Origin of the sequence: Pseudonocardia thermophila (assembly GCF_900142365.1) — a bacterium.
GTDB lineage: Bacteria > Actinomycetota > Actinomycetes > Mycobacteriales > Pseudonocardiaceae > Pseudonocardia > Pseudonocardia thermophila.
Genome location: NZ_FRAP01000012.1, coordinates 138,984 through 156,881, shown reverse-complemented (window position 1 = coordinate 156,881; position 17,898 = coordinate 138,984). Strand labels below are relative to the sequence as shown.

General features: G+C 72.0%; 18 protein-coding genes. 9 read left to right on the top strand and 9 right to left on the bottom strand.

Features of this window, described 5'->3' with window-relative positions; genetic code table 11:
* Window positions 1–31 precede the first annotated feature (31 nt).
* On the top strand, window positions 32–646 hold the full coding sequence (locus BUE41_RS16720) for an NYN domain-containing protein (RefSeq protein WP_073458031.1): 615 nt from the start codon (window positions 32–34) through the stop codon (window positions 644–646).
* Window positions 643–1,947, top strand: a complete 1,305-nt coding sequence (locus BUE41_RS16715) for an amidohydrolase family protein (protein WP_234997325.1) — start codon at window positions 643–645, stop codon at window positions 1,945–1,947. The genes BUE41_RS16720 and BUE41_RS16715 overlap by 4 nt, the downstream gene beginning before the upstream one ends.
* Window positions 1,948–2,097: 150 nt before the next feature.
* On the opposite strand, the gene BUE41_RS16710 is transcribed toward BUE41_RS16715, so the two are convergent.
* The gene (locus tag BUE41_RS16710; protein WP_073458030.1) at window positions 2,098–2,454 is read right to left on the bottom strand and encodes a hypothetical protein; all 357 of its coding nucleotides are present in this window, start codon (window positions 2,452–2,454) and stop codon (window positions 2,098–2,100) included.
* Between the two features lie 617 nt (window positions 2,455–3,071).
* Here BUE41_RS16710 and BUE41_RS16705 point away from each other — a divergent pair.
* From BUE41_RS16705 to BUE41_RS16685, 5 genes are all read left to right on the top strand, one after another.
* Window positions 3,072–4,334 carry an AI-2E family transporter gene (locus BUE41_RS16705; RefSeq protein WP_234997323.1) on the top strand — a complete coding sequence of 421 codons (1,263 nt, stop codon included), beginning with the start codon at window positions 3,072–3,074 and terminating at the stop codon, window positions 4,332–4,334.
* A 46-nt stretch (window positions 4,335–4,380) separates the two neighbouring features.
* Entirely contained in the window at window positions 4,381–5,190 is an 810-nt protein-coding gene (locus tag BUE41_RS16700) for a CoA transferase subunit A (protein ID WP_073458094.1), read from the top strand.
* Window positions 5,191–5,207: 17 nt separating this feature from the next.
* Window positions 5,208–5,945 carry a CoA-transferase subunit beta gene (locus tag BUE41_RS16695; RefSeq protein WP_073458093.1) on the top strand — a complete coding sequence of 246 codons (738 nt, stop codon included), beginning with the start codon at window positions 5,208–5,210 and terminating at the stop codon, window positions 5,943–5,945.
* 224 nt (window positions 5,946–6,169) lie between these two features.
* Window positions 6,170–6,934 carry a 3-oxoadipate enol-lactonase gene (pcaD, locus tag BUE41_RS16690; RefSeq protein ID WP_073458029.1) on the top strand — a complete coding sequence of 255 codons (765 nt, stop codon included), beginning with the start codon at window positions 6,170–6,172 and terminating at the stop codon, window positions 6,932–6,934.
* 91 nt (window positions 6,935–7,025) lie between these two features.
* Window positions 7,026–7,286: a DUF3040 domain-containing protein gene (locus tag BUE41_RS16685; protein WP_073458028.1), complete on the top strand. Its 261-nt coding sequence runs from the start codon at window positions 7,026–7,028 to the stop codon at window positions 7,284–7,286.
* Window positions 7,287–7,299: 13 nt separating this feature from the next.
* On the opposite strand, the gene dnaB is transcribed toward BUE41_RS16685, so the two are convergent.
* From dnaB to rpsF, 5 genes are all read right to left on the bottom strand, one after another.
* A complete protein-coding gene (dnaB, locus tag BUE41_RS16680; protein WP_073458092.1) occupies window positions 7,300–8,709 on the bottom strand; it encodes a replicative DNA helicase in 1,410 nt (469 codons plus the stop codon).
* Between the two features lie 538 nt (window positions 8,710–9,247).
* Window positions 9,248–9,697: a 50S ribosomal protein L9 gene (rplI, locus tag BUE41_RS16675; protein WP_073458027.1), complete on the bottom strand. Its 450-nt coding sequence runs from the start codon at window positions 9,695–9,697 to the stop codon at window positions 9,248–9,250.
* A 24-nt stretch (window positions 9,698–9,721) separates the two neighbouring features.
* The gene (rpsR, locus tag BUE41_RS16670; RefSeq protein WP_073458026.1) at window positions 9,722–9,961 is read right to left on the bottom strand and encodes a 30S ribosomal protein S18; all 240 of its coding nucleotides are present in this window, start codon (window positions 9,959–9,961) and stop codon (window positions 9,722–9,724) included.
* A 13-nt stretch (window positions 9,962–9,974) separates the two neighbouring features.
* Window positions 9,975–10,484, bottom strand: coding sequence for a single-stranded DNA-binding protein (locus BUE41_RS16665; RefSeq protein WP_073458025.1), 510 nt, complete (start codon window positions 10,482–10,484; stop codon window positions 9,975–9,977).
* 7 nt (window positions 10,485–10,491) lie between these two features.
* Window positions 10,492–10,812, bottom strand: a complete 321-nt coding sequence (rpsF, locus tag BUE41_RS16660) for a 30S ribosomal protein S6 (RefSeq protein WP_073458024.1) — start codon at window positions 10,810–10,812, stop codon at window positions 10,492–10,494.
* A gap of 218 nt (window positions 10,813–11,030) precedes the next feature.
* Between rpsF and BUE41_RS16655 the strand changes: the two genes are divergently transcribed.
* Window positions 11,031–11,801 carry a deoxyribonuclease IV gene (locus BUE41_RS16655; RefSeq protein ID WP_073458023.1) on the top strand — a complete coding sequence of 257 codons (771 nt, stop codon included), beginning with the start codon at window positions 11,031–11,033 and terminating at the stop codon, window positions 11,799–11,801.
* A 104-nt stretch (window positions 11,802–11,905) separates the two neighbouring features.
* Window positions 11,906–13,249: a hypothetical protein gene (locus tag BUE41_RS16650; RefSeq protein ID WP_327194772.1), complete on the top strand. Its 1,344-nt coding sequence runs from the start codon at window positions 11,906–11,908 to the stop codon at window positions 13,247–13,249.
* On the opposite strand, the gene BUE41_RS16645 is transcribed toward BUE41_RS16650, so the two are convergent.
* The 3 genes from BUE41_RS16645 to BUE41_RS16635 are packed head-to-tail and all read right to left on the bottom strand — an operon-like array spanning window position 13,219 to window position 17,728.
* The gene (locus tag BUE41_RS16645) at window positions 13,219–13,812 is read right to left on the bottom strand and encodes an NUDIX hydrolase (protein ID WP_073458022.1); all 594 of its coding nucleotides are present in this window, start codon (window positions 13,810–13,812) and stop codon (window positions 13,219–13,221) included. The two genes, BUE41_RS16650 and BUE41_RS16645, sit on opposite strands and share 31 nt — an antisense overlap.
* 14 nt (window positions 13,813–13,826) lie before the next feature.
* Entirely contained in the window at window positions 13,827–15,353 is a 1,527-nt protein-coding gene (locus tag BUE41_RS16640; protein ID WP_073458021.1) for a glycosyltransferase family 87 protein, read from the bottom strand.
* Window positions 15,350–17,728 carry a transglycosylase domain-containing protein gene (locus BUE41_RS16635; RefSeq protein WP_234997319.1) on the bottom strand — a complete coding sequence of 793 codons (2,379 nt, stop codon included), beginning with the start codon at window positions 17,726–17,728 and terminating at the stop codon, window positions 15,350–15,352. The genes BUE41_RS16640 and BUE41_RS16635 overlap by 4 nt, the downstream gene beginning before the upstream one ends.
* Window positions 17,729–17,898: the final 170 nt, after the last annotated feature.

The following is a 17,898-nucleotide window of genomic DNA, read 5'->3' as shown; positions in this document are numbered from 1 at the left end:
GATCCAGACGGTAGTCCAGTAGGGTCGCCCCATGCTCCCGACCGGTCCGCAGCCCCGCGTCCTGCTGGTCTGGGACGCGCCCAACATGGACATGAGCCTCGGCTCACTGCTGGGAGCGCGGCCGACGTCGGCCTACCGCCCGCGGTTCGACGCGGTCGGCCGCTGGTTGCTCGAGCTCGCCGGGGACGACGCGATCGCCGAGGCCACCGTGTTCACCAACGTCGTGCCCGGCACGACCGAGGTGGTCCGGCCCTGGGTCGAGGCGCTGCGCAACGTCGGGTTCGCCGTCTTCGCCAAGCCCAAGCTCACCGAGGACTCCGACGTCGACGAGGACATGCTCCGCCACATCGAGCTGCGGGCGGACGAGGGTGCGCTGCGGCACGTGGTCGTGGCCTCCGGCGACGGGCGGGCGTTCCGCGAGCCACTGGAGGCGCTGCACGCCAAGGGCGTGGCGATCACGGTGATCGGGTTCCGCGAGTACGCCACGTTCGCGCTGAACTCCGAGGTCCTCGAGTTCGTCGACCTCGAAGACATCGAGGGCGTCTTCCGCGAGCCGCTGCCGCGGATCACACTGGATTCGCTGCCCGAAGGCGGCGCCTGGCTGCCCCCGTTCCGTTCCCTCAGATCGCTGTTGGACCGCAGGTGAGGTTCACCGCACCCGTCGTACTGCCCTGCGACGAGCGCTGCACCGTGCTGCGCGACGCCGCCGTCGACGTCGATCCGGCCGGCCGGATCACCCGGGTCGGCCCGCTGGCCGGCGCCCCGCCCGCCGACGAGGTGGTGGCGCTGCCCGGCCTGCTCATGCCCGGGCTGGTCAACACCCACGCGCACACCCCGATGGCGCTGCTGCGCGGGCTGGGCGGCGACCTGCCGCTGATGCGCTGGCTGCACGAGGTGATGTGGCCCGCCGAGGGCAGGCTCGACGCCGCCGACGTGCGGGCCGGCATGGTCGGCGGTTGCGTGGAGATGCTGCGCAACGGCATCACCACCAGCGTCGAGATGTACTTCTTCACCGACGCGGTGCTCGACGCCGTGCTCGACGTCGGATCGCGCGTCGTGCTCACCCCGGGGATCATCGCCGCGTCCGGCTGGGACCGGCTGGGCACGTGGGAGCAGATGCGCGACGACATCTCCGCCCGCATCGACGAGCGCGGCGTCCGGTACGGGCCGGGCGACCGGATCGAGCTGGGATACGGGCCGCACGCGGCGTACACACTGCCCGTGGAGGCACTGGCGTCGGTGGCCGAGCACGCGCGGGCCCGGAACGCGCTGGTGCACATCCACGTCGCCGAGTCGGCGCAGGAGGACCAGCAGCTGCGCGCCGAGCACGGCTCCGTCCCGGCGTTGCTCGACAAGGTCGGGCTGCTGGGCGGACGGCTGCTGGCCGCGCACGCGGTGCAGCTGTCCGACGAGGACGTGGCGCTGCTCGCCGCCCGCGGCGCCGCAGTCGCGCACTGCCCCGGGTCGAACGCGAAGCTGGCCGCGGGGATCGCCCGCACGACGGCCCTGCGCCGAGCGGGGGTGCGGGTCGGGCTGGGTACCGACGGACCGGCGTCGGGCGACGACCTGGACCTGTGGGCCGAGGCCCGGCTCGCGGGGCTCCTGGCGCGGGTCAGCGCCGGCGACGCGGCGGCACTCACCGCGGCCGAGCTGGTGCTGATGGCCACCCGCGACGGCGCGGCCGCGATCGGGCGCGGCGACATCGGGGTGTTGGAGCCGGGGCGCTGGGCCGATCTCGTGCACATCGACCTGACCGACTCGGCGTTCGTCGATCCGGGCGACGATGCGCAACTGCTGTCGAACCTCGTCTGGGCGGCGGGGTCGCGCGCCGTGCGCGACGTGTGGGTGGCCGGGGAGCAGGTGATCGCCGACGGCGAGCCCACGCGGGTGGACCGGGCCGTCGTCACGGCCGACCTGCGGGCGGCTGCCGCGCGGGTACGAGGCTGAGGAGGCGAAGGGCCGGGGGCAGGCGCCCCCGGCCCTTCGTGACTCCCGATCCTCGATCCGCTCCCCAGCGATCCGGTCGGGTCCCGCTTCCGGCTCAGAAGATCTGCACCGAGATCTGCACCGAGATCTGTGCTGAGTTGGTGCCGCCGGCTAGTGCCAGCCGTCCACCCGGTGGTGCCGGCCCGTCGAGCTGACCGACCTTCCGGTGCGCAGGTGCGCCGGGCGGCGGTAGGACTGCTCCGGCACGACGGAGAACGCCTGCTCCGGGATGGGGGCGGTCAACGGGTCGCGGCGGAACTCGTCGAGCGGGTCCCGGCGCTCCCGGCCGCGTCGCCGCTGCTCGGCGGTGGGCTCGTGCTGCCGCTCCCGCCAGCCGCCCCGCTTGAGAGCGTGGAAGATCGGCGTCAGCAGGGCGTCTTCGTCGAGAGCGTGACGCCCTTCCTGGCGCTGGTCCCAGTCGAGCAGGGAACCCGTCCAGCGGTCCTGACCCATCGCGAGGTCGGTCACGTGTCACCTCCGTCGTCAGAAAGTGCGCCCTGCCGGAATGGTCTGCTCGGCTCTGTCGCCGCTGCTCCGTTCGCCGCACTCACCACCCACAACGGGGTCACACGAGGTAGGGAAACGGGTCGAGCAGCCTCGTTACGCAGAATCCGGCAGGGTCCATTCGTTCGAGTGGACACCGGCCACGGTCTCGTGATCGCGGTGTGTGCACAGCGCATCCGGATCGCCGCATGATCACCCGCCGGGGACCGTAACCTCCTGGACGCCGAAGCGTTCGGCCGCAGCCCGTGACGGCGCATGGGCACAGGGCACATCGAACGGCGGCATCCGGCGACACACCCGGCGGTACGGCTGCGACCAGCACGTCTTCACCGCAGCGCTGCTCCATCCGGGCAGTGCTCGACCGGTCGCCACCCGCTGATCATGACGATCCGTAGCAGGTGACCACCCGTTAAGAGCTGTCGATCAACGATCGATGGTCAACTACACGGGTGTTGTTCGCGCTTGGGTGATCAGATCGAGGAGGGCTGCGCGCACCGATGGCCGCTCATAACCAACACGAATACGACGGTGCTTGCAGTGCTCACCACACGGTTGCCGAGCGATCCGGTTACCGTCGCGGCGTGAGCGACGAACCTCCGCCGGCACCCGTCCCGCCGCCGACGACCCCACCGGCCGGCCCGCCGCGGACCGCGGCCGATCGGATCCCGGCGTCGCTGCGCCTGGCATCGGACGTGTCGTGGCGCTTCCTCGTCATCGTCGCGGCGGCCGGCCTGCTGCTCTGGCTGCTCGTCCTGCTGCGGGTGGTGGCCATCCCGGTCGCGATCTCGGTGCTGCTGGCCGCCCTGCTCGGCCCGGCCGTCGTGTGGTTGGTCAAGCAGCGGGTGCCGCGGATCATCGCCACGGTGCTCGTGCTGATCGGCGGGCTCGCGGTGCTGGTCGGACTGCTGGCGTTCGTGATCAACACGTTCATCGCGGGGCTCCCCGAGCTGCAGGACCAGCTCGCCGCGAGCTTCCGGTCGCTGCAGGAGCTGCTGCAGGGGCCGCCGTTCTTCCTGCCCGCCGACTGGCTGCAGAGCATCCCCGACCAGCTCAACCAGGCGATCACCGAGAACCGGGGCGCGCTCACCTCCGGTGCGCTCAGCACCGCCGCGACCGTCGGCGAGATCGCCGCCGGCATGGCGCTCGTGCTGTTCTCCCTGATCTTCTTCCTCTACGACGGGCCCGCGATCTGGAACTTCCTGCTGCGCGCCGCGCCGGCGCAGCGCCGTCACCGGGTGGACGTCGCAGGCCGGCGGGCGTTCGCCGCGCTGGTCGGCTACGTGCGGGCGACCGTGCTCGTCGCCGTCGTGGACGCCGTCGGCATCGGCATCGGGCTGGCGATCGTCGGTGTCCCGTTGGTGATCCCGCTCGCGGCGCTGGTGTTCCTCGGTGCGTTCATCCCCACCGTCGGCGCGGTGCTCACCGGCGCGATCGCGGTGCTCGTCGCGCTCGTCGCGAACGGGCCGATCGCGGCGATCGTCGTGCTCGCCGTCGTGATCGGGGTGCAGCAGCTGGAAGGACACGTGCTCCAGCCGCTGCTCCTGGGCCGCGCGGTGAGCCTGCACCCGCTGGCCGTCGTTCTCGCCGTCGCAGCGGGCGTCGTGGTGGCCGGGATCGTCGGCGCGCTGCTCGCCGTGCCGCTGCTCGCCGTCGTCAACACCGCGATCCGGTCGCTGACCTCCCCGGTCGAGCAGTTGCCCGCGGAGGTCGATCCCCTCCGGCCGCGGCACGCGAACCCGGTGGAACCCGGGCCGGACGCCGAGGAGCCCCCGGGATGGATCGTCCGGTTGTGGCGGCGGTTCACCTCCCCACCGGCCGGACCGGACCCGGAGGGCAGCGACTGACCCTGCCGTTGCCGGGCGACCGGCCGCGGCACTAGCGTCGATGGACGTGGCCACGATCATGTCCCTGCCGGAGGCGGTGGCCGAGCTGGTGCACGACGGCGACGCGGTCGCGCTGGAGGGGTTCACCCACCTCATCCCGTTCGCCGCTGGCCACGAGATCATCCGGCAGGAGCGCCGTGACCTGACGCTCGTGCGGATGACCCCCGACCTCGTCTACGACCAGATGATCGGCGCAGGGTGCGCCGCGAAGCTGGTGTTCTCCTGGGGCGGCAACCCGGGCGTCGGCTCGCTCCACCGGATGCGCGACGCGCTGGCGAACGGCTGGCCCCGGCCGCTGGAGATCGAGGAGCACTCGCACGCCGGCATGGCCAACCGGTACGTCGCGGGGGCGTCCGGGCTGCCGTTCGCGGTCCTGCGCGGCTACCTCGGCACCGACCTCCCGCTGCACACGTCCACCGTGGCCACCGTGACCTGCCCGTTCACCGGGGAGGAGCTGGCGGCGGTCGCCGCGCTCAACCCGGACGTGACGATCGTGCACGCCCAACGCGCCGACCGAGCGGGCAACGTGCAGCTGTGGGGCATCACCGGCGTCCAGAAGGAGGCGGTGCTCGCCGCGAAGCGCTCGCTCGTCACCGTCGAGGAGATCGTCGACGAGCTCGAGCCGACGCCGGGCGCGATCGTGCTGCCGGCCTGGGTGATCGACGCCGTCGCGGTCGCGCCGCGGGGTGCCGCCCCGTCGTACGCGCAGGGCTACTACGACCGCGACAACGCCGCCTACCGGGCGTGGGACGCCATCAGCCGCGACCGCGACCGCTTCACGGCGTGGCTGGAGGAGCTGAAGGGGCGCGCGTCGTGAACTGGACGAGCGAGGAGATGATGACCGTCGCCGCCGCGCGGACCCTGCGCGACGGCCAGGTCTGCTTCGTCGGCATCGGCCTGCCCTCGCGCGCGGCCAACCTGGCCCGTCGGCTGCACGCGCCGGAGCTGGTGCTGATCTACGAATCCGGCACGATCGGCTCCCGGCCGGAGGAGCTGCCGCTGTCCATCGGCGACGGCATCCTCGCCGAGTCGGCGCGGACCGTCGTGTCGGTACCGGAGATCTTCAACTACTGGCTGCAGCCCGGCCGGATCGACGTCGGGTTCCTGTCGGGTGCGCAGCTCGACCGCTTCGGCAACATCAACACCACGGTCATCGGCGAGTACGACGAACCGACCGTCCGCCTGCCCGGCGCCGGCGGCGCGCCGGAGATCGCAGCGCACTGCCGCGAGGTGGTGATCGTGATGCGGCACGCACGGCGGGCGTTCGTCGAGGGCGTGGACTTCGTGACCACCATGGGGCACGGGAGCGGGCCCGGTGACCGCTGCGCGCTCGGCCTGCGCGGCGCCGGCCCGACCACGGTCATCACCGACCTCGGGCTCCTCGAACCCGATCCCGAGACCGCCGAGCTCGTCCTCACCGCGGTGCACGAGGGCGTGACGGTCGAGCAGGTGCGCGCGGAGACCGGATGGGAGCTCGTGATCGCCGACGATCTCGCCGTCACCGCTCCGCCGAGCGAGGAGGAGCTGTCGACCCTGCGCAGCATGCGCACGGTCGGGGAGAACGGACCCTGACCGCGAGTCGCGGCTTCGCGACAGCGAATCCGGATCCCGTGACATCCAGATGTGGATTCCGAGACGTTCCGCATCCCCGTCGGCGAACTCGCCGGCCCGGTCGGGACAACTCGCCGTCAGCAGATCCACGACTCGCCGCCGCGAAAGCCCCGACTCGCCGTCGGGTGATCCACGACTCGCGCGCTCGTGCGAGGCTTCAACCGGACGAAACGCATGGAGGTGCTGTGAGCGTCGAGCTGTTCTACGTCGACGAGGGCCCGCGCGACGCGCCGGTGCTGATGCTGGCCGGGTCGCTGGGTTCGACGCTGGAGATGTGGCGGCCGCAGGTCGAGGCGCTGGGCGACCGCTTCCGCATCGTGCGCATCGACCACCGCGGGCATGGCCGCTCGCCCGTTCCGCCCGGGCCGTACGCGGTGGCCGACCTGGCCGGGGACGTGCTGGCGCTGCTGGACAAGCTGGGGCTGGAGCGGGTCGCGTGGTGCGGGCTGTCACTGGGCGGCATGGTCGGCATGCACCTGGGCTCGCATGCCCCGCAGCGGCTCTCCAGCCTCACCCTCTGCTGCACCAGCGCGTACTTCCCGGACAAGACGCCGTGGGCCGACCGCATCGCCGCCGTGACCGAGAAGGGGACGGCGGCGATCGCCGAGGCGGTGGTCGATCGCTGGTTCACACCGGCGTGGGCGGCCGAGCACCCCGAGTGGGTGGCGGAGTGCCGGGCGATGGTCGCCGGCACCGACGACGCCGGCTACGCGGCCTCGGCCGCAGCGGTCCGGGACTGGGACCACCGCGACCGGCTCGCCGCCATCACCGTGCCGACGCTGGTCATCGCCGGTGCCGACGACCTGGCTACGCCGGTCGAGCCGCACGCGCGGACGATCGCAGACGGCGTCCCCGGGGCTCGGCTGGAGATCGTGCCGGGTGCCCACCTGGCCACGATCGAGTCGGCCGAGCGGGCCTCCCAGCTGATCGCCGCCCACGCGGCACCCTGACCAGGCGCCGTGATGTTCTCGTGATCGGAATGTGATGTTCCCCTGATCCGCTGGCCTCGGGTCAGGGTGCGCTGCCTACTCTCATCCGGTGATGAGCGAGCGTGAGCGCCGCACCCTGGCCCGCATCGAGCGCCACATCGCCGAGACCGATCCCCGGCTCGCGCGCATGCTGGCCCGTCACCGGGTCCCGGGGCGCCCGAGGCCGGTTCTGCTGCTCGCGATCGGGCTGGCCGCCATCCTGGTCGGCAGCCTGACCGTGCTGGTGCCGCTCGTGCTCGGCGGAGCGCTCGTCTCGCTCGCCGCGCTCGTGGTGGCCGCGGTGCGCGGCCTGCGGGCCACCAGCACGGCCTGAGCCGCGCCGCCCGTCAGGTGTGGGCGAGGTCCGCGAAGCGGCTGTAGTGCAGCTGATGCGCCACCGTGATGGTGGCCTGCGGCCCGTTGCGGTGCTTGGCCAGGATCAGGTCGGCCTCGCCGGCCCGGGGATCGTCGCGCTCGAACGCGTCCGGCCGGTGCAGCAGGATGACCATGTCGGCGTCCTGCTCGATCGAACCGGACTCCCGCAGGTCGGACAGCTGCGGCCGCTTGTCGGTGCGCTGCTCGGGGCCGCGGTTGAGCTGGCTCATCGCCACGATCGGCACGTTCAGCTCCTTGGCCAGCAGCTTGATCTGCCGCGAGAACTCCGAGACCTCCTGCTGGCGTGACTCGACCTTGCGGCCGGACGTCATCAGCTGCAGGTAGTCGAGGACGATCAGCCGCAGGTCGTGGCGTTGCTTGAGCCGGCGCGCCTTGGCCCGGATCTCCATCAGCGTGAGGTTCGGCGAGTCGTCGATGAACAGCGGCGCCTCGCTGATCTCGCTCATCCGCCGGGCCATGCGCGTCCAGTCGTCGTCGCTCATCCGCCCGGCGCGCATGTCGGTCAGCCGGATCCGCGCCTCGGCCGACAGCAGGCGCATGACGATCTCGGACTTGCTCATCTCGAGCGAGAAGATGACGCTCGTCATCCCGTGCTTGATGGAGCACGAGCGGGCGAAGTCGAGGCCCAGCGTCGACTTGCCCAGACCCGGCCGGGCCGCGACCACGATCATCTGCCCGGGGTGCAGGCCGTTGGTGATCGCGTCGAGATCGGCGAACCCGGTGGGCACGCCCTGGGCGAGTCCGCCGCTGTTCTGGATGGCGTCGATCTCGTCCATCGTGGGCTGCAGGAGCTCCTCCAGCACCACGAAGTCCTCGCTCGTCGAGCGCTCGGTGACGTCGTAGATGGCCGCCTGCGCGCGGTCGACGACGTCGTTGACGTCGGCGCCCTCTGCACCGTGGTAACCCAGCTGCACGATGCGGGTACCGGCCTCGACCAGCCGGCGCAGGATCGCCTTCTCGGCGACGATCTCGGCGTAGTACGCGGCGTTGGCCGCGGTGGGCACCGTGGCGATCAGCGTGTGCAGGTACGGCAGCCCGCCGAGCCGGATCAGCTCGCCGCGCCGCTGCAGCTCCGCGCCGACGGTGACCGCGTCCGCAGGCTCACCGCGGCTGTAGAGGTCGAGGATGCACTCGTAGACCGTCTGGTGCGTGGGCTTGTAGAAGTCCTCGGGCCGCAGGATCTCGACGACGTCGGCGATCGCGTCCTTGGACAGCAGCATCCCGCCCAGCACCGACTGCTCGGCAGTGACGTCCTGCGGCGGCTGCCGGTCGAACGGACCCGCCGGTTCGCCCCCCTCACCCGAGGAGCGAACCGGATACGGCCGCGCCGGCGCCGTCGCCCGGTCGTCTGCCAGAGCCATACGCAGCGTCACCCCCTGCCCACAGTCTATCGAACCGATGTTCGATCGTCACGCGCGGGTTCCGGCGCTCGTGCGCCGAGCGGCAGGGCCCGCCGGACCGCGCACGAGCACCCCGCGCGGGGAGGTTAGGGCGCCCTCGAACCCGTGTCGAACAGCCTTGTGCACAACCCTGTGCACGGGTTGGGGATGATCGCGGTCAGCAGGGGGACCCGTCCGGGACCGGCCTGGGGATCGTATGTGGAAAACTCAGAATCTGAGCGAGTTTTTGCTGGTCAAAGCGATTCCACAGACTGTGGACAACTTTCCGTCTGCGACACGCCGACAGGCGCCTCATCGGCGTGTCGCACCGTGGACGGCACCGGTCACCCGGCGCATCCCTGGGGTCGCTCACCGACACCGGCACAACTTTTCCGGCGCGCCTCCGTGCGCCGAGCGGCGTGTCTGGTACGGGGAACTGCGATCACCGGATGGAGACGCGAGAAGCGGGGCCGGCCTCACGGCCGACCCCGCTTCTGTGCACGCAGAGTGACGGAGATCGTCAGGCTGCGACGACCTCCACGTTCGTCTCGACGGTGACCTCCGGGTGCAGCTGGATGCTGACCGGGTGGCTGCCCACCGTCTTGATCTGGCCGGGGAGGGTGACCGCGTGGCGGTCGACCGCCGGGCCGCCGGCGGCCCGCACAGCCGCCACGACGTCGGCCGCGGTGACCGAGCCGAACAGCCGGCCCGAATCGCCCGCCGCCTTCGCCTTGACGGTGAGGGTGAGGCCGCCGATCTGCGCGGCGAGCTCCTTGGCGGTCTCGAGGTTGCGGGCCTCACGGGCCCGCTGGGCGCGCTTGAGCGCGGCGACCTGCTTCTCCGCCCCGCGGGTGGCCAGGATGGCCAGGTTGCGCGGCAGGAGGTAGTTGCGGCCGTAGCCGTCCTTGACCTCCACGATGTCGCCGGGCACGCCCAGGTTGGGCACTTCGGCGGTGAGGATGAGCTTCATCGTCGGTTCCTTGTCTGACCTTCGCTAGCGTGCCGGCGAGGTGAGCGGCAGCAGCGCGACCTCGCGGGAGTTCTTCACCGCGATCGCGACGTCGCGCTGGTGCTGCCGGCAGGTGCCGGTGACGCGGCTTGCGCGGATCTTGCCGCGGTCGGAGATGTACTTCCGCAGCAGGCCGGTGTCCTTGTAGTCGATCGACTGCGCCGAATCCGCGCAGAACGCGCACACCTTCTTCCGGACCGGCTTGCGCAGGACGGGGGTGGGCATGGGGCGGCGCACCTCAGAACGGGGGTTCGTCGTCGAGCGGACCGCTGCCCGCGGGCGGTGCCGAACCCCACGGGTCGTCGGCCGGACCGCCGCCGTAGCCACCTCCGCCACCGCCGTAGCCGCCGCCACCGCCGCCGAAGCCACCGCTCCCGCTGCCGCGGGTGGTCTTGCTGACCTTGGCCGTGGCGTAGCGCAGCGACGGGCCGACCTCGTCGACGTCGAGCTCGACGACAGTGCGCTTCTCACCCTCGCGGGTCTCGAAGGACCGCTGCCGCAGCCGGCCGGTGACCACCACGCGCATGCCGCGGGTGAGGGACTCGGCGACGTTCTCGGCGGCCTGCCGCCAGATGTTGCAGCGCAGGAACAGCGCCTCGCCGTCCTTCCACTCCCCGGTCTGACGGTCCAGCGTGCGCGGGGTGGAGGCCACCGTGAAGTTCGCGACCGCGGCACCGGACGGAGTGAACCGCAGCTCGGGGTCGGCCGTCAGGTTCCCGACCACCGTGATGACGGTTTCGCCGGCCATGTCCGCCTCAGCTCGCCATCGCAGCGGACGCAGCGGCCCGCTTCGGCTCGCGGCGGAGGACCTTGGTGCGCAGCACCGACTCGTTCAGGTTCAGCTGGCGGTCGAGCTCGGTGACCGCGGCCGGCTCCGCCTCCACCTCGAGCACCGCGTAGATGCCCTCGGAGTGCTTCGCGATCTCGTACGCGAGGCGGCGCTTCCCCCAGATGTCGACCTTCTCGACCTTGCCGCCGGAGTTCTTGATGACGTTGAGGAACGCCTCAAGCGACGGCATCACGGTGCGCTCGTCGAGGCCCGGGTCGAGGATGACCATCAGCTCGTAATGACGCATGAGAACCACTCACCTCCTATGGACTGTTCGGCCGCGGCCTTCTACCGCGACAGGAGGTTCTCACTGCACCCCGACAGGAATCGGGCCGACGGCCCTGCCGGCGGAGTGCGACCAACAACGGTACCAATGCGCCCAGGTCGGACCGCATGCAGGTCGCCGGGCGCGGCCGGGCGTGCACACCTGACGGACGGAGTCACCGCGGTCACTACCCTGGGCCCATGCTCATCGGGGCCCACGTACGGGAGGCCGACCCGGTCGCCTCTGCTTCCGACCGCGGCGCCGACATCGTCCAGATCTTCCTGTCCGACCCGCAGGGCTGGAAGAAGCCGCCCACGCACCCGCAGGCCGATGAGCTGCGCAACGGCGATCTCGCGGTCGTGGTGCACGCGCCGTACGTGGTGAACCTGGCCAGCACGAACAACCGGGTGCGCATCCCGTCCCGCAAGCTCGTGGTGCAGCACGCCGAAGGTGCCGCGGAGGTCGGCGCGATCGGCCTGGTCGTGCACGGCGGGCACGTCACCGCCAAGGACGACCCGGCGGTGGGCGTCGACAACTGGCGCAAGTTCATCTCCCGCCAGCAGGACGAGGGCGGGTTCCCGGTGCCGATCTTCCTGGAGAACACCGCGGGCGGCGACTACGCGATGGCCCGCCACCTCGACGCGCTGGACCGGCTGTGGAGCGCGATCGGCGAGTACGGGGTGGGATTCTGCCTCGACACCTGCCACGCGTTCGCGGCCGGGCACGACCTGGCCGACGTCGTCGACAAGGTCAAGGCGATCACCGGCCGGATCGACCTGGTGCACCTCAACAACTCCCGCGACGAGTTCGGCTCCGGCCAGGACCGGCACGCCAACATCGCCGACGGCACGATCCCGCCGGAGCAGCTGGTGGCCGTGTGCGCCGCGGCGGGCGCCCCGGTCGTGGTCGAGACCCCGGCCGAGGGCCAGGCCGACGACGTCGCGTACCTGCGCGAGCGGCTGGGGCAGTGACCCGAGTGGACGCCGGGCCGGGCCTGGCGGGAACCGGTGGTGAACCGGGGATCCGCACGTCGCCGGTCGCGTCCGTCCGCCGATCGGTGAGGCGTGGTCGGCTGGTGCTGGCGATCGTCGTGCTGCTCACCGGTTGCACCTTGCTGCTCGGCTACGCGAACAAGGCGCGCTGCACCGGCCCCGAGTTCGACGAGGCGGGCCGCAGCCAGCCGGACTACGACCTGCGCATCGACCGGGACGTCTGCTACTCCGACATCCAGCACCTGTGGCTGGGTCGCGACATCGACAAGCACGTCTTCCCGTACGTCCACGGCTCGATCACGCCCGAGGGCCAGCTGAAGGGCGGCACCGTCGAGTACCCGGTGCTCACCGGCCTGGTGATCTGGGCGGGCGCGGTCTTCGCGGACAACGACGCCGGGTACCTGCTCGGCTCGGCGTTGCTGATGGCGCCGTTCGGCCTCCTCACCGGGTTCCTGCTGGCCCGGCTGACCCGTTGGTGGGCGCTGCTGTGGGCGCTCGGGCCACCCCTGGTGCTCTACGCCTTCCACAACTGGGACCTGCCGGTGGTGGCGTGCGCCGTCGCCGCGGTCTACGCGGTGCACGGCTGGCGCACCACTCGGCCGCTGGCCGACCGGGCGACGGTCGCCGCGGTGCTGCTCGGGCTCGGGTTCGCGTTCAAGCTCTACCCGGGCGCGTTCCTGCTGCCGCTCGCGCTGTACGTGCTGCTCATGGCCGAGCCGGGCCGGCTGGCGTGGGGCAAGGCGCTGCGCGTGCCGCTGGCCGGCGCGCTCACCGTCGTGCTGGTGAACCTGCCGTTCGCGCTCGCCGGCTACGAGGGCTGGCGGGCGTCGTTCACGTTCCAGCAGCTGCGCAAGGTCGACATCACCACGAACTCGATCTGGTACTGGGGCCTGCGACCGAAGTCCGGTCCGGACAACGCCGAGTTCCAGGAGCTGATGGACGTCCTGTCGCCCACGCTGGTGCTGACCTCGTTCGCCGTCGCGGCCGCTGTGGGCCTGTGGCGCTGGCACCGCACGGGCGAGTACCCGTGGCTCGGGGTGAGCGGCGCGATGCTGTGCGGCTTCCTGCTGCTGCACAAGGTGCACTCGCCCCAGTACACGCTGTGGCTCCTGCCGTTCTTCGTACTGCTCGCGCTGCCGTGGCGGTGGATCGTCGCCTACCTGGCCGTCGACCTGGTGATGGGCATCGGGATCTTCCGCTGGTACTACACGCTGAAGACCGGCGGCATCGGCATCGACGACGGCCTGGCGGCCCAGGCCGTCGCGGTCGGGGTGTGGGGCCGGGCGGCGCTGCTCGTCGTGCTCTTCGTGGTGTTCCTCACGGTGGGTACCCGGCTGCGCCCGGACACGGCGTACCTGCCCGCGCCCGCCGGCGGGCCCGACGGCTCGGACGCGGCTCAGCGCCAGGCGAACACCGGCTGCTCGTAGTGCGCCACCCTGGTGTCGCGGCCGTGCAGCACGACCTCCCGGAACTGGTGCAGGATCGCCCCGGTCGGGGCGTGCACGAACCGGCCGAACAGCGGCAGCTGGATCACCGGCCGGTCGCTCTCCGGGATCGAGATGAACCGCGGCTCGACGTCGATCAGCTTCAGCGGCACGCGGTGCACCTCGCCGACCTCGCCCGGATCGGGCGTGAGCTCACCCGGCGACCCGGCCCAGAACACCACCGGAGTGATCAGGAAGCCGGAGCGGCTGGCGTAGTCGTCGAGGGCACCGAGCTCGGCCTCGGCGGGCAGGTGCAGGCCCAGCTCCTCGGCGAGCTCGCGCCGGGCGGCCTCGCTCGCCGTCTCGCCCGGCTCGATCCGCCCACCCGGCAGCGCCCACTGGCCGGCGTGCCGGCGCAGAGTGGCGGCGCGGCGGGTCAGCAGGAACGCCGGGCCCTCCGCCTCCTCGACGACGGCGATGGCGACGGCGGAGTGCCGGAGATCGGGCCGGTCGAGGGCGCGCCGCTCGAACCGGTCGATCGCGGCGGCGATCGATCGGGAGTCCACCCCTCGATCGTGCCTCAGCCGGACCCCGCGCGGGCCCGCCGAGCGGATGTGAGCAGGGCTGCAGCTCCGGAAGGTGGTGGCGGCCACTCCGGGTCGTCGCCGGACACCCCGTCGGTGCGCACCGGGTCGGTCTCCGGCCGCAGCACCGAGCGCACGACCAGCGCGCACAGCAGCACCACGACCGCGTCCCGCAGGACGACCGCGCCGAAGAACCACTCCGGCGGCAGGCCCTTGTTCGCCGGGGTCAGGTAGTAGTACATCCGCGGCACCCAGACGAGCGCGTCGACGAACATCCAGATCAGCAGCAACCGCCAGCGCGGCAGCGCGAGCACCGCCAGCGGCACCAGCCACAGCGAGTACTGCGGGCTCCACACCTTGTTGACCAGCAGGAACGCCGCGACGACGAGGAACGCCAGCGACGCGACGCGCGGCGGCCGCGGCGCGCGCAGCGCCAGCACGGCGATCCCGGCGCAGCACAGCACGAACAGCACAGCCGTCACCGTGTTCAGCACGGCCGGCGACTGGCCCTCCGCGAGCGGTCCGTCGAAGCCCGGCCACCCGGTGAGGCCGCTGACCACGAAGTAGAGCGAGTCCGGGTCGGCGGGGCGGGTCTGATTGAGCCGGAAGAACTCCCACCAGCCGGCCGGCCAGGCCAGCGCCACCGGCAGGTTGATCGCCACGAACGCACCCACGGCGACCGCGACCGTGCGCACCCCGAGCGCGAGCTCCCGCCGCCGCAGCGCCACCAACAGCACCGGCAGCAGCAGGAGGAGCGGGAACGCCTTGAACGCACCCCCGATCCCCAGCAGCGCGCCGGCGAGCACGGCCCGCCGCCTCGCCAGCGCGAGCAGCCCGGCGGTGGCGCACGCGACGGCGGGCGCGTCGAAGTTGGTGAACACGTGCACCAGAACCAGCGGGGACACGGCCACCAGTGCCGCGTCCCACGGCCGGCCGCGGCGCAGCGACTGCACCGCCCACACCACGACCAGCCAGGCCAGCGCCAGCCACAGCGCGGTGATGTCGAAGTACACGACCACCGGCAGCGCGACGGGCAGGAACGGCAGCAGCTCGGCCAGGCCGAGCCAGGCGTCGGTCAGCCGCGCGTTGACGTACTGGAAGAACCCGGTGAGTACGGGGTACTCCATGTACCGGGGACCCTCCTCGGCCGACGGCCACGGGTCCCGGTAAGGCACGAGCCCCCGGTCGACGCCCTCCACGTGGTAGAGCGGGACCGTGTCCGAGTAGCACATCGCCACGTACTGGCGGTGGTCGCGCCAGTCGAGCGCGAGCTGGCCGTCCTCGGTGACGTACTGCTGCAGGCACGGCGACTTGCCCAGCCACGCCAGCACGAGCGCGATCACCCCGAACAGCAGCAGGACCCGCAGCGGCGTCCAGAACACGCTGCGGCCCACGAGGGCGTGCCGGCCGAGCGGACCGCCGACGACCTGGCTCGCGGCCGCGGCGAGCGGCTCGGTCCACGACGCGACGACGCGTCCAGGTGCGTCCCCCGACGTTCCACCCGGCCCGGCCGGGCGGGTCACCGGCCGGCCGGGGTCGGCGGTGCGCTGGAGACCGGACTCACCCGTCGCGGCTGGGGGGTCGGCGTGGCCTGTGCAGGCACGGTCGCGTAGCCGCCCGGACCGTTGGCGGCGGGGACGGCCACGGCCGTGCTGTCGCCGAAGTAGCGCAGGCCGTAGTCCTCGTCGTCGCCGTCGTCGCCCCGGCCACCGCGCTCGCCGCGGTCGCCCCGGCCCCGGCGGTCCTCGCCGTCCTCGTAGTCGTCCTCGTCCTCGTCGTCGTCATCGTCGTCGTCGCCGTAGTAGGGCGGGGTGCCCATCGGCTCGAACGGGGAGAACTGCTCGATCGGCTTGCCGGCCAGCGCCTGGTTCATGAACCGCTGCCAGATCGAGCCGGGCAGCATGCGCCCGTAGATGGGCCGGCCCGCCGAGTTCTTGATCGGGTCGGACTTGTCGCTGCCCACCCACACCGCGGTCGACAGCTGCGGGGTGTACCCGACGTACCACGCGTCGCGGTTCTGGCCCTTGTACTGCTCGTTCTGGGCCGTACCGGACTTCGACGCCGCCGGGCGCCCGCCGGAGAGCGGCACCCCGGACGTGCTGGCCACCTGCATCATCGACTCGGTGACGTTGCGCGCCACCTGCTGCGGGAAGGCCTGCTCGCCCGCCGGCGACTCCGGCGCCTCGTAGAGGACCCGCCCGTCGGCGGTGGTGACCTTCTGGACCAGGAACGGCTGGTGGCGCACCCCGTCGGCGGCGAACGTCGCGTACGCCACGGCCATGTCGAGTGGGTGCACGTCCTGGTCGCCGAGCGCCAGGCCGAGCCGCCGCTCGTTGACCAGGTTCTCCGGGATCCCGGCGGCGTGCGCGGCGTCGATCACCTTCTGGATGCCGATCTGGTCGGCCATGTGGATGAACACGGTGTTGACCGACTGGGTCATGGCCTGCAGCACCGTGCAGTTCGGGCAGCTGGCGCTCTCGGAGTTGTTGAACACCGTGCCCTTGATCGTCTGCGGCGACGTGCCGTCGTAGACCGTGCCCAGCCCGATGCCCTTCCCGGCCTGCAGCGCGGCGGCGAACACGAACGGCTTGAACGACGATCCGGGCTGACGCAGCGCGTTGCCCGCGTAGTCGAACGAGATGTTGTCGCCGCCGTAGTAGGCCATGATCGCGCCGGTCCGGGGATCGACCGCGGTCAGCGCGTAGCGGAGGTTCTCCGGCTGGCCGCGCTTGACCGCCTTGACCGCCTCGACCGCCTTCTGCTGGGTCTTCTGGTCGATCGTGGTGACGACCGTGAGGCCCTCGGTCTCGATCTGGTCCTCGGTGATGCCCATGGCCAGCAGCTCGGCCTTGGCCCGGTTGTAGATGTGGAACCGGTCGTCACCGGGGACCCCGCCGCCGAGCGGCTCGGGCTCCTTCGTCTCCGGGAACTGCAGCGCGGCCCGTTCCTCGGGCGAGAGCCACTTGTTCTGCACCATCTGGTCGAGGACGAAGTTCCAGCGCCGCTCGGCGTCGGGCCGGCTCTTGGCCGGGTCCCACCGCGAGGGCGACTGGATCACGCCGGCCAGCAGCGCGCCCTCGCTCACCGTGAGCTGGTCGACGTCCTTGCCGAAGTAGGCGAGCGACGCGGTCTGGATGCCGGACGCACCGCGGCCCAGGTAGATGGTGTTGAGGTAGTTCTCGAGGATCTCGTCCTTGGTGTACTCGCGGGAGATCTTCACCGCGAGGACGATCTCCTTGTACTTGCGCCAGAGCCCGGCGAACCCGGAGGACTGGTCCTGCCCGGTGGTGACCTTGATGTACTGCTGGGTGATCGTCGAACCGCCGCCGACGCCGCCGGTGACCTGGTTGTAGATCGCCCGCAGGATGCCGGACAGGTCGAAGCCCGGGTTGGAGTAGAAGGTGGCGTCCTCAGCGGCGAGCACCGCCTGGCGCACCTGCACCGGCACCCGGTCGAGGGGCACCTTGATGCGGTTGCCGCCGCCCTCCGGGCGCACCGTGGCCACCGGCGTGGTGGCGTCGGCGAAGGTGAAGACAGCCTGCTGCGTGGTGCGGACCTCGTCGGCGGAGGGGACCTTGAAGATGACCCACCCGATGACGAACGCGAGGAACGGGAGCAGGATCATGGTCCCGAGCGCGCCCAGCGTCCAGCGCAGCCAGCGGCGGCGCGGGTCGCGCGGCGCGGCTGCGGTCCTGCGGCCGCCGCGCGGAGGCCCACCCGGAGCGCCGCCGGAGCGGGCGACGACGGCGGTGGCCGCGTCGGGCCACACGGACCCGCGGACGGACCCGGCATGCTGGGTGGGCGCCTGTTGAGCCGGCGCGTGTCGATTCAGCGCCTGCTGAGTCAGGGCCTGCTGGGTCAGTGCGGCCGGGGTGTCGTCGTGGGTGAGGAGCGGCACCTCGCGCCGGTGGGGGACCTCGGGTCCGGGCCGGGCGGCCGCAGGGGGAGCGCCGGGCCGGAACCGCTGGGGCGGCGGTCGCATCCCCGGCGGGGGCGGGCCCACGGGCGGACGCACGCCCGGCGGCGGGACCTGCGGACGGCCGGGCGGACGGGGGCCGTTCCGTGGCT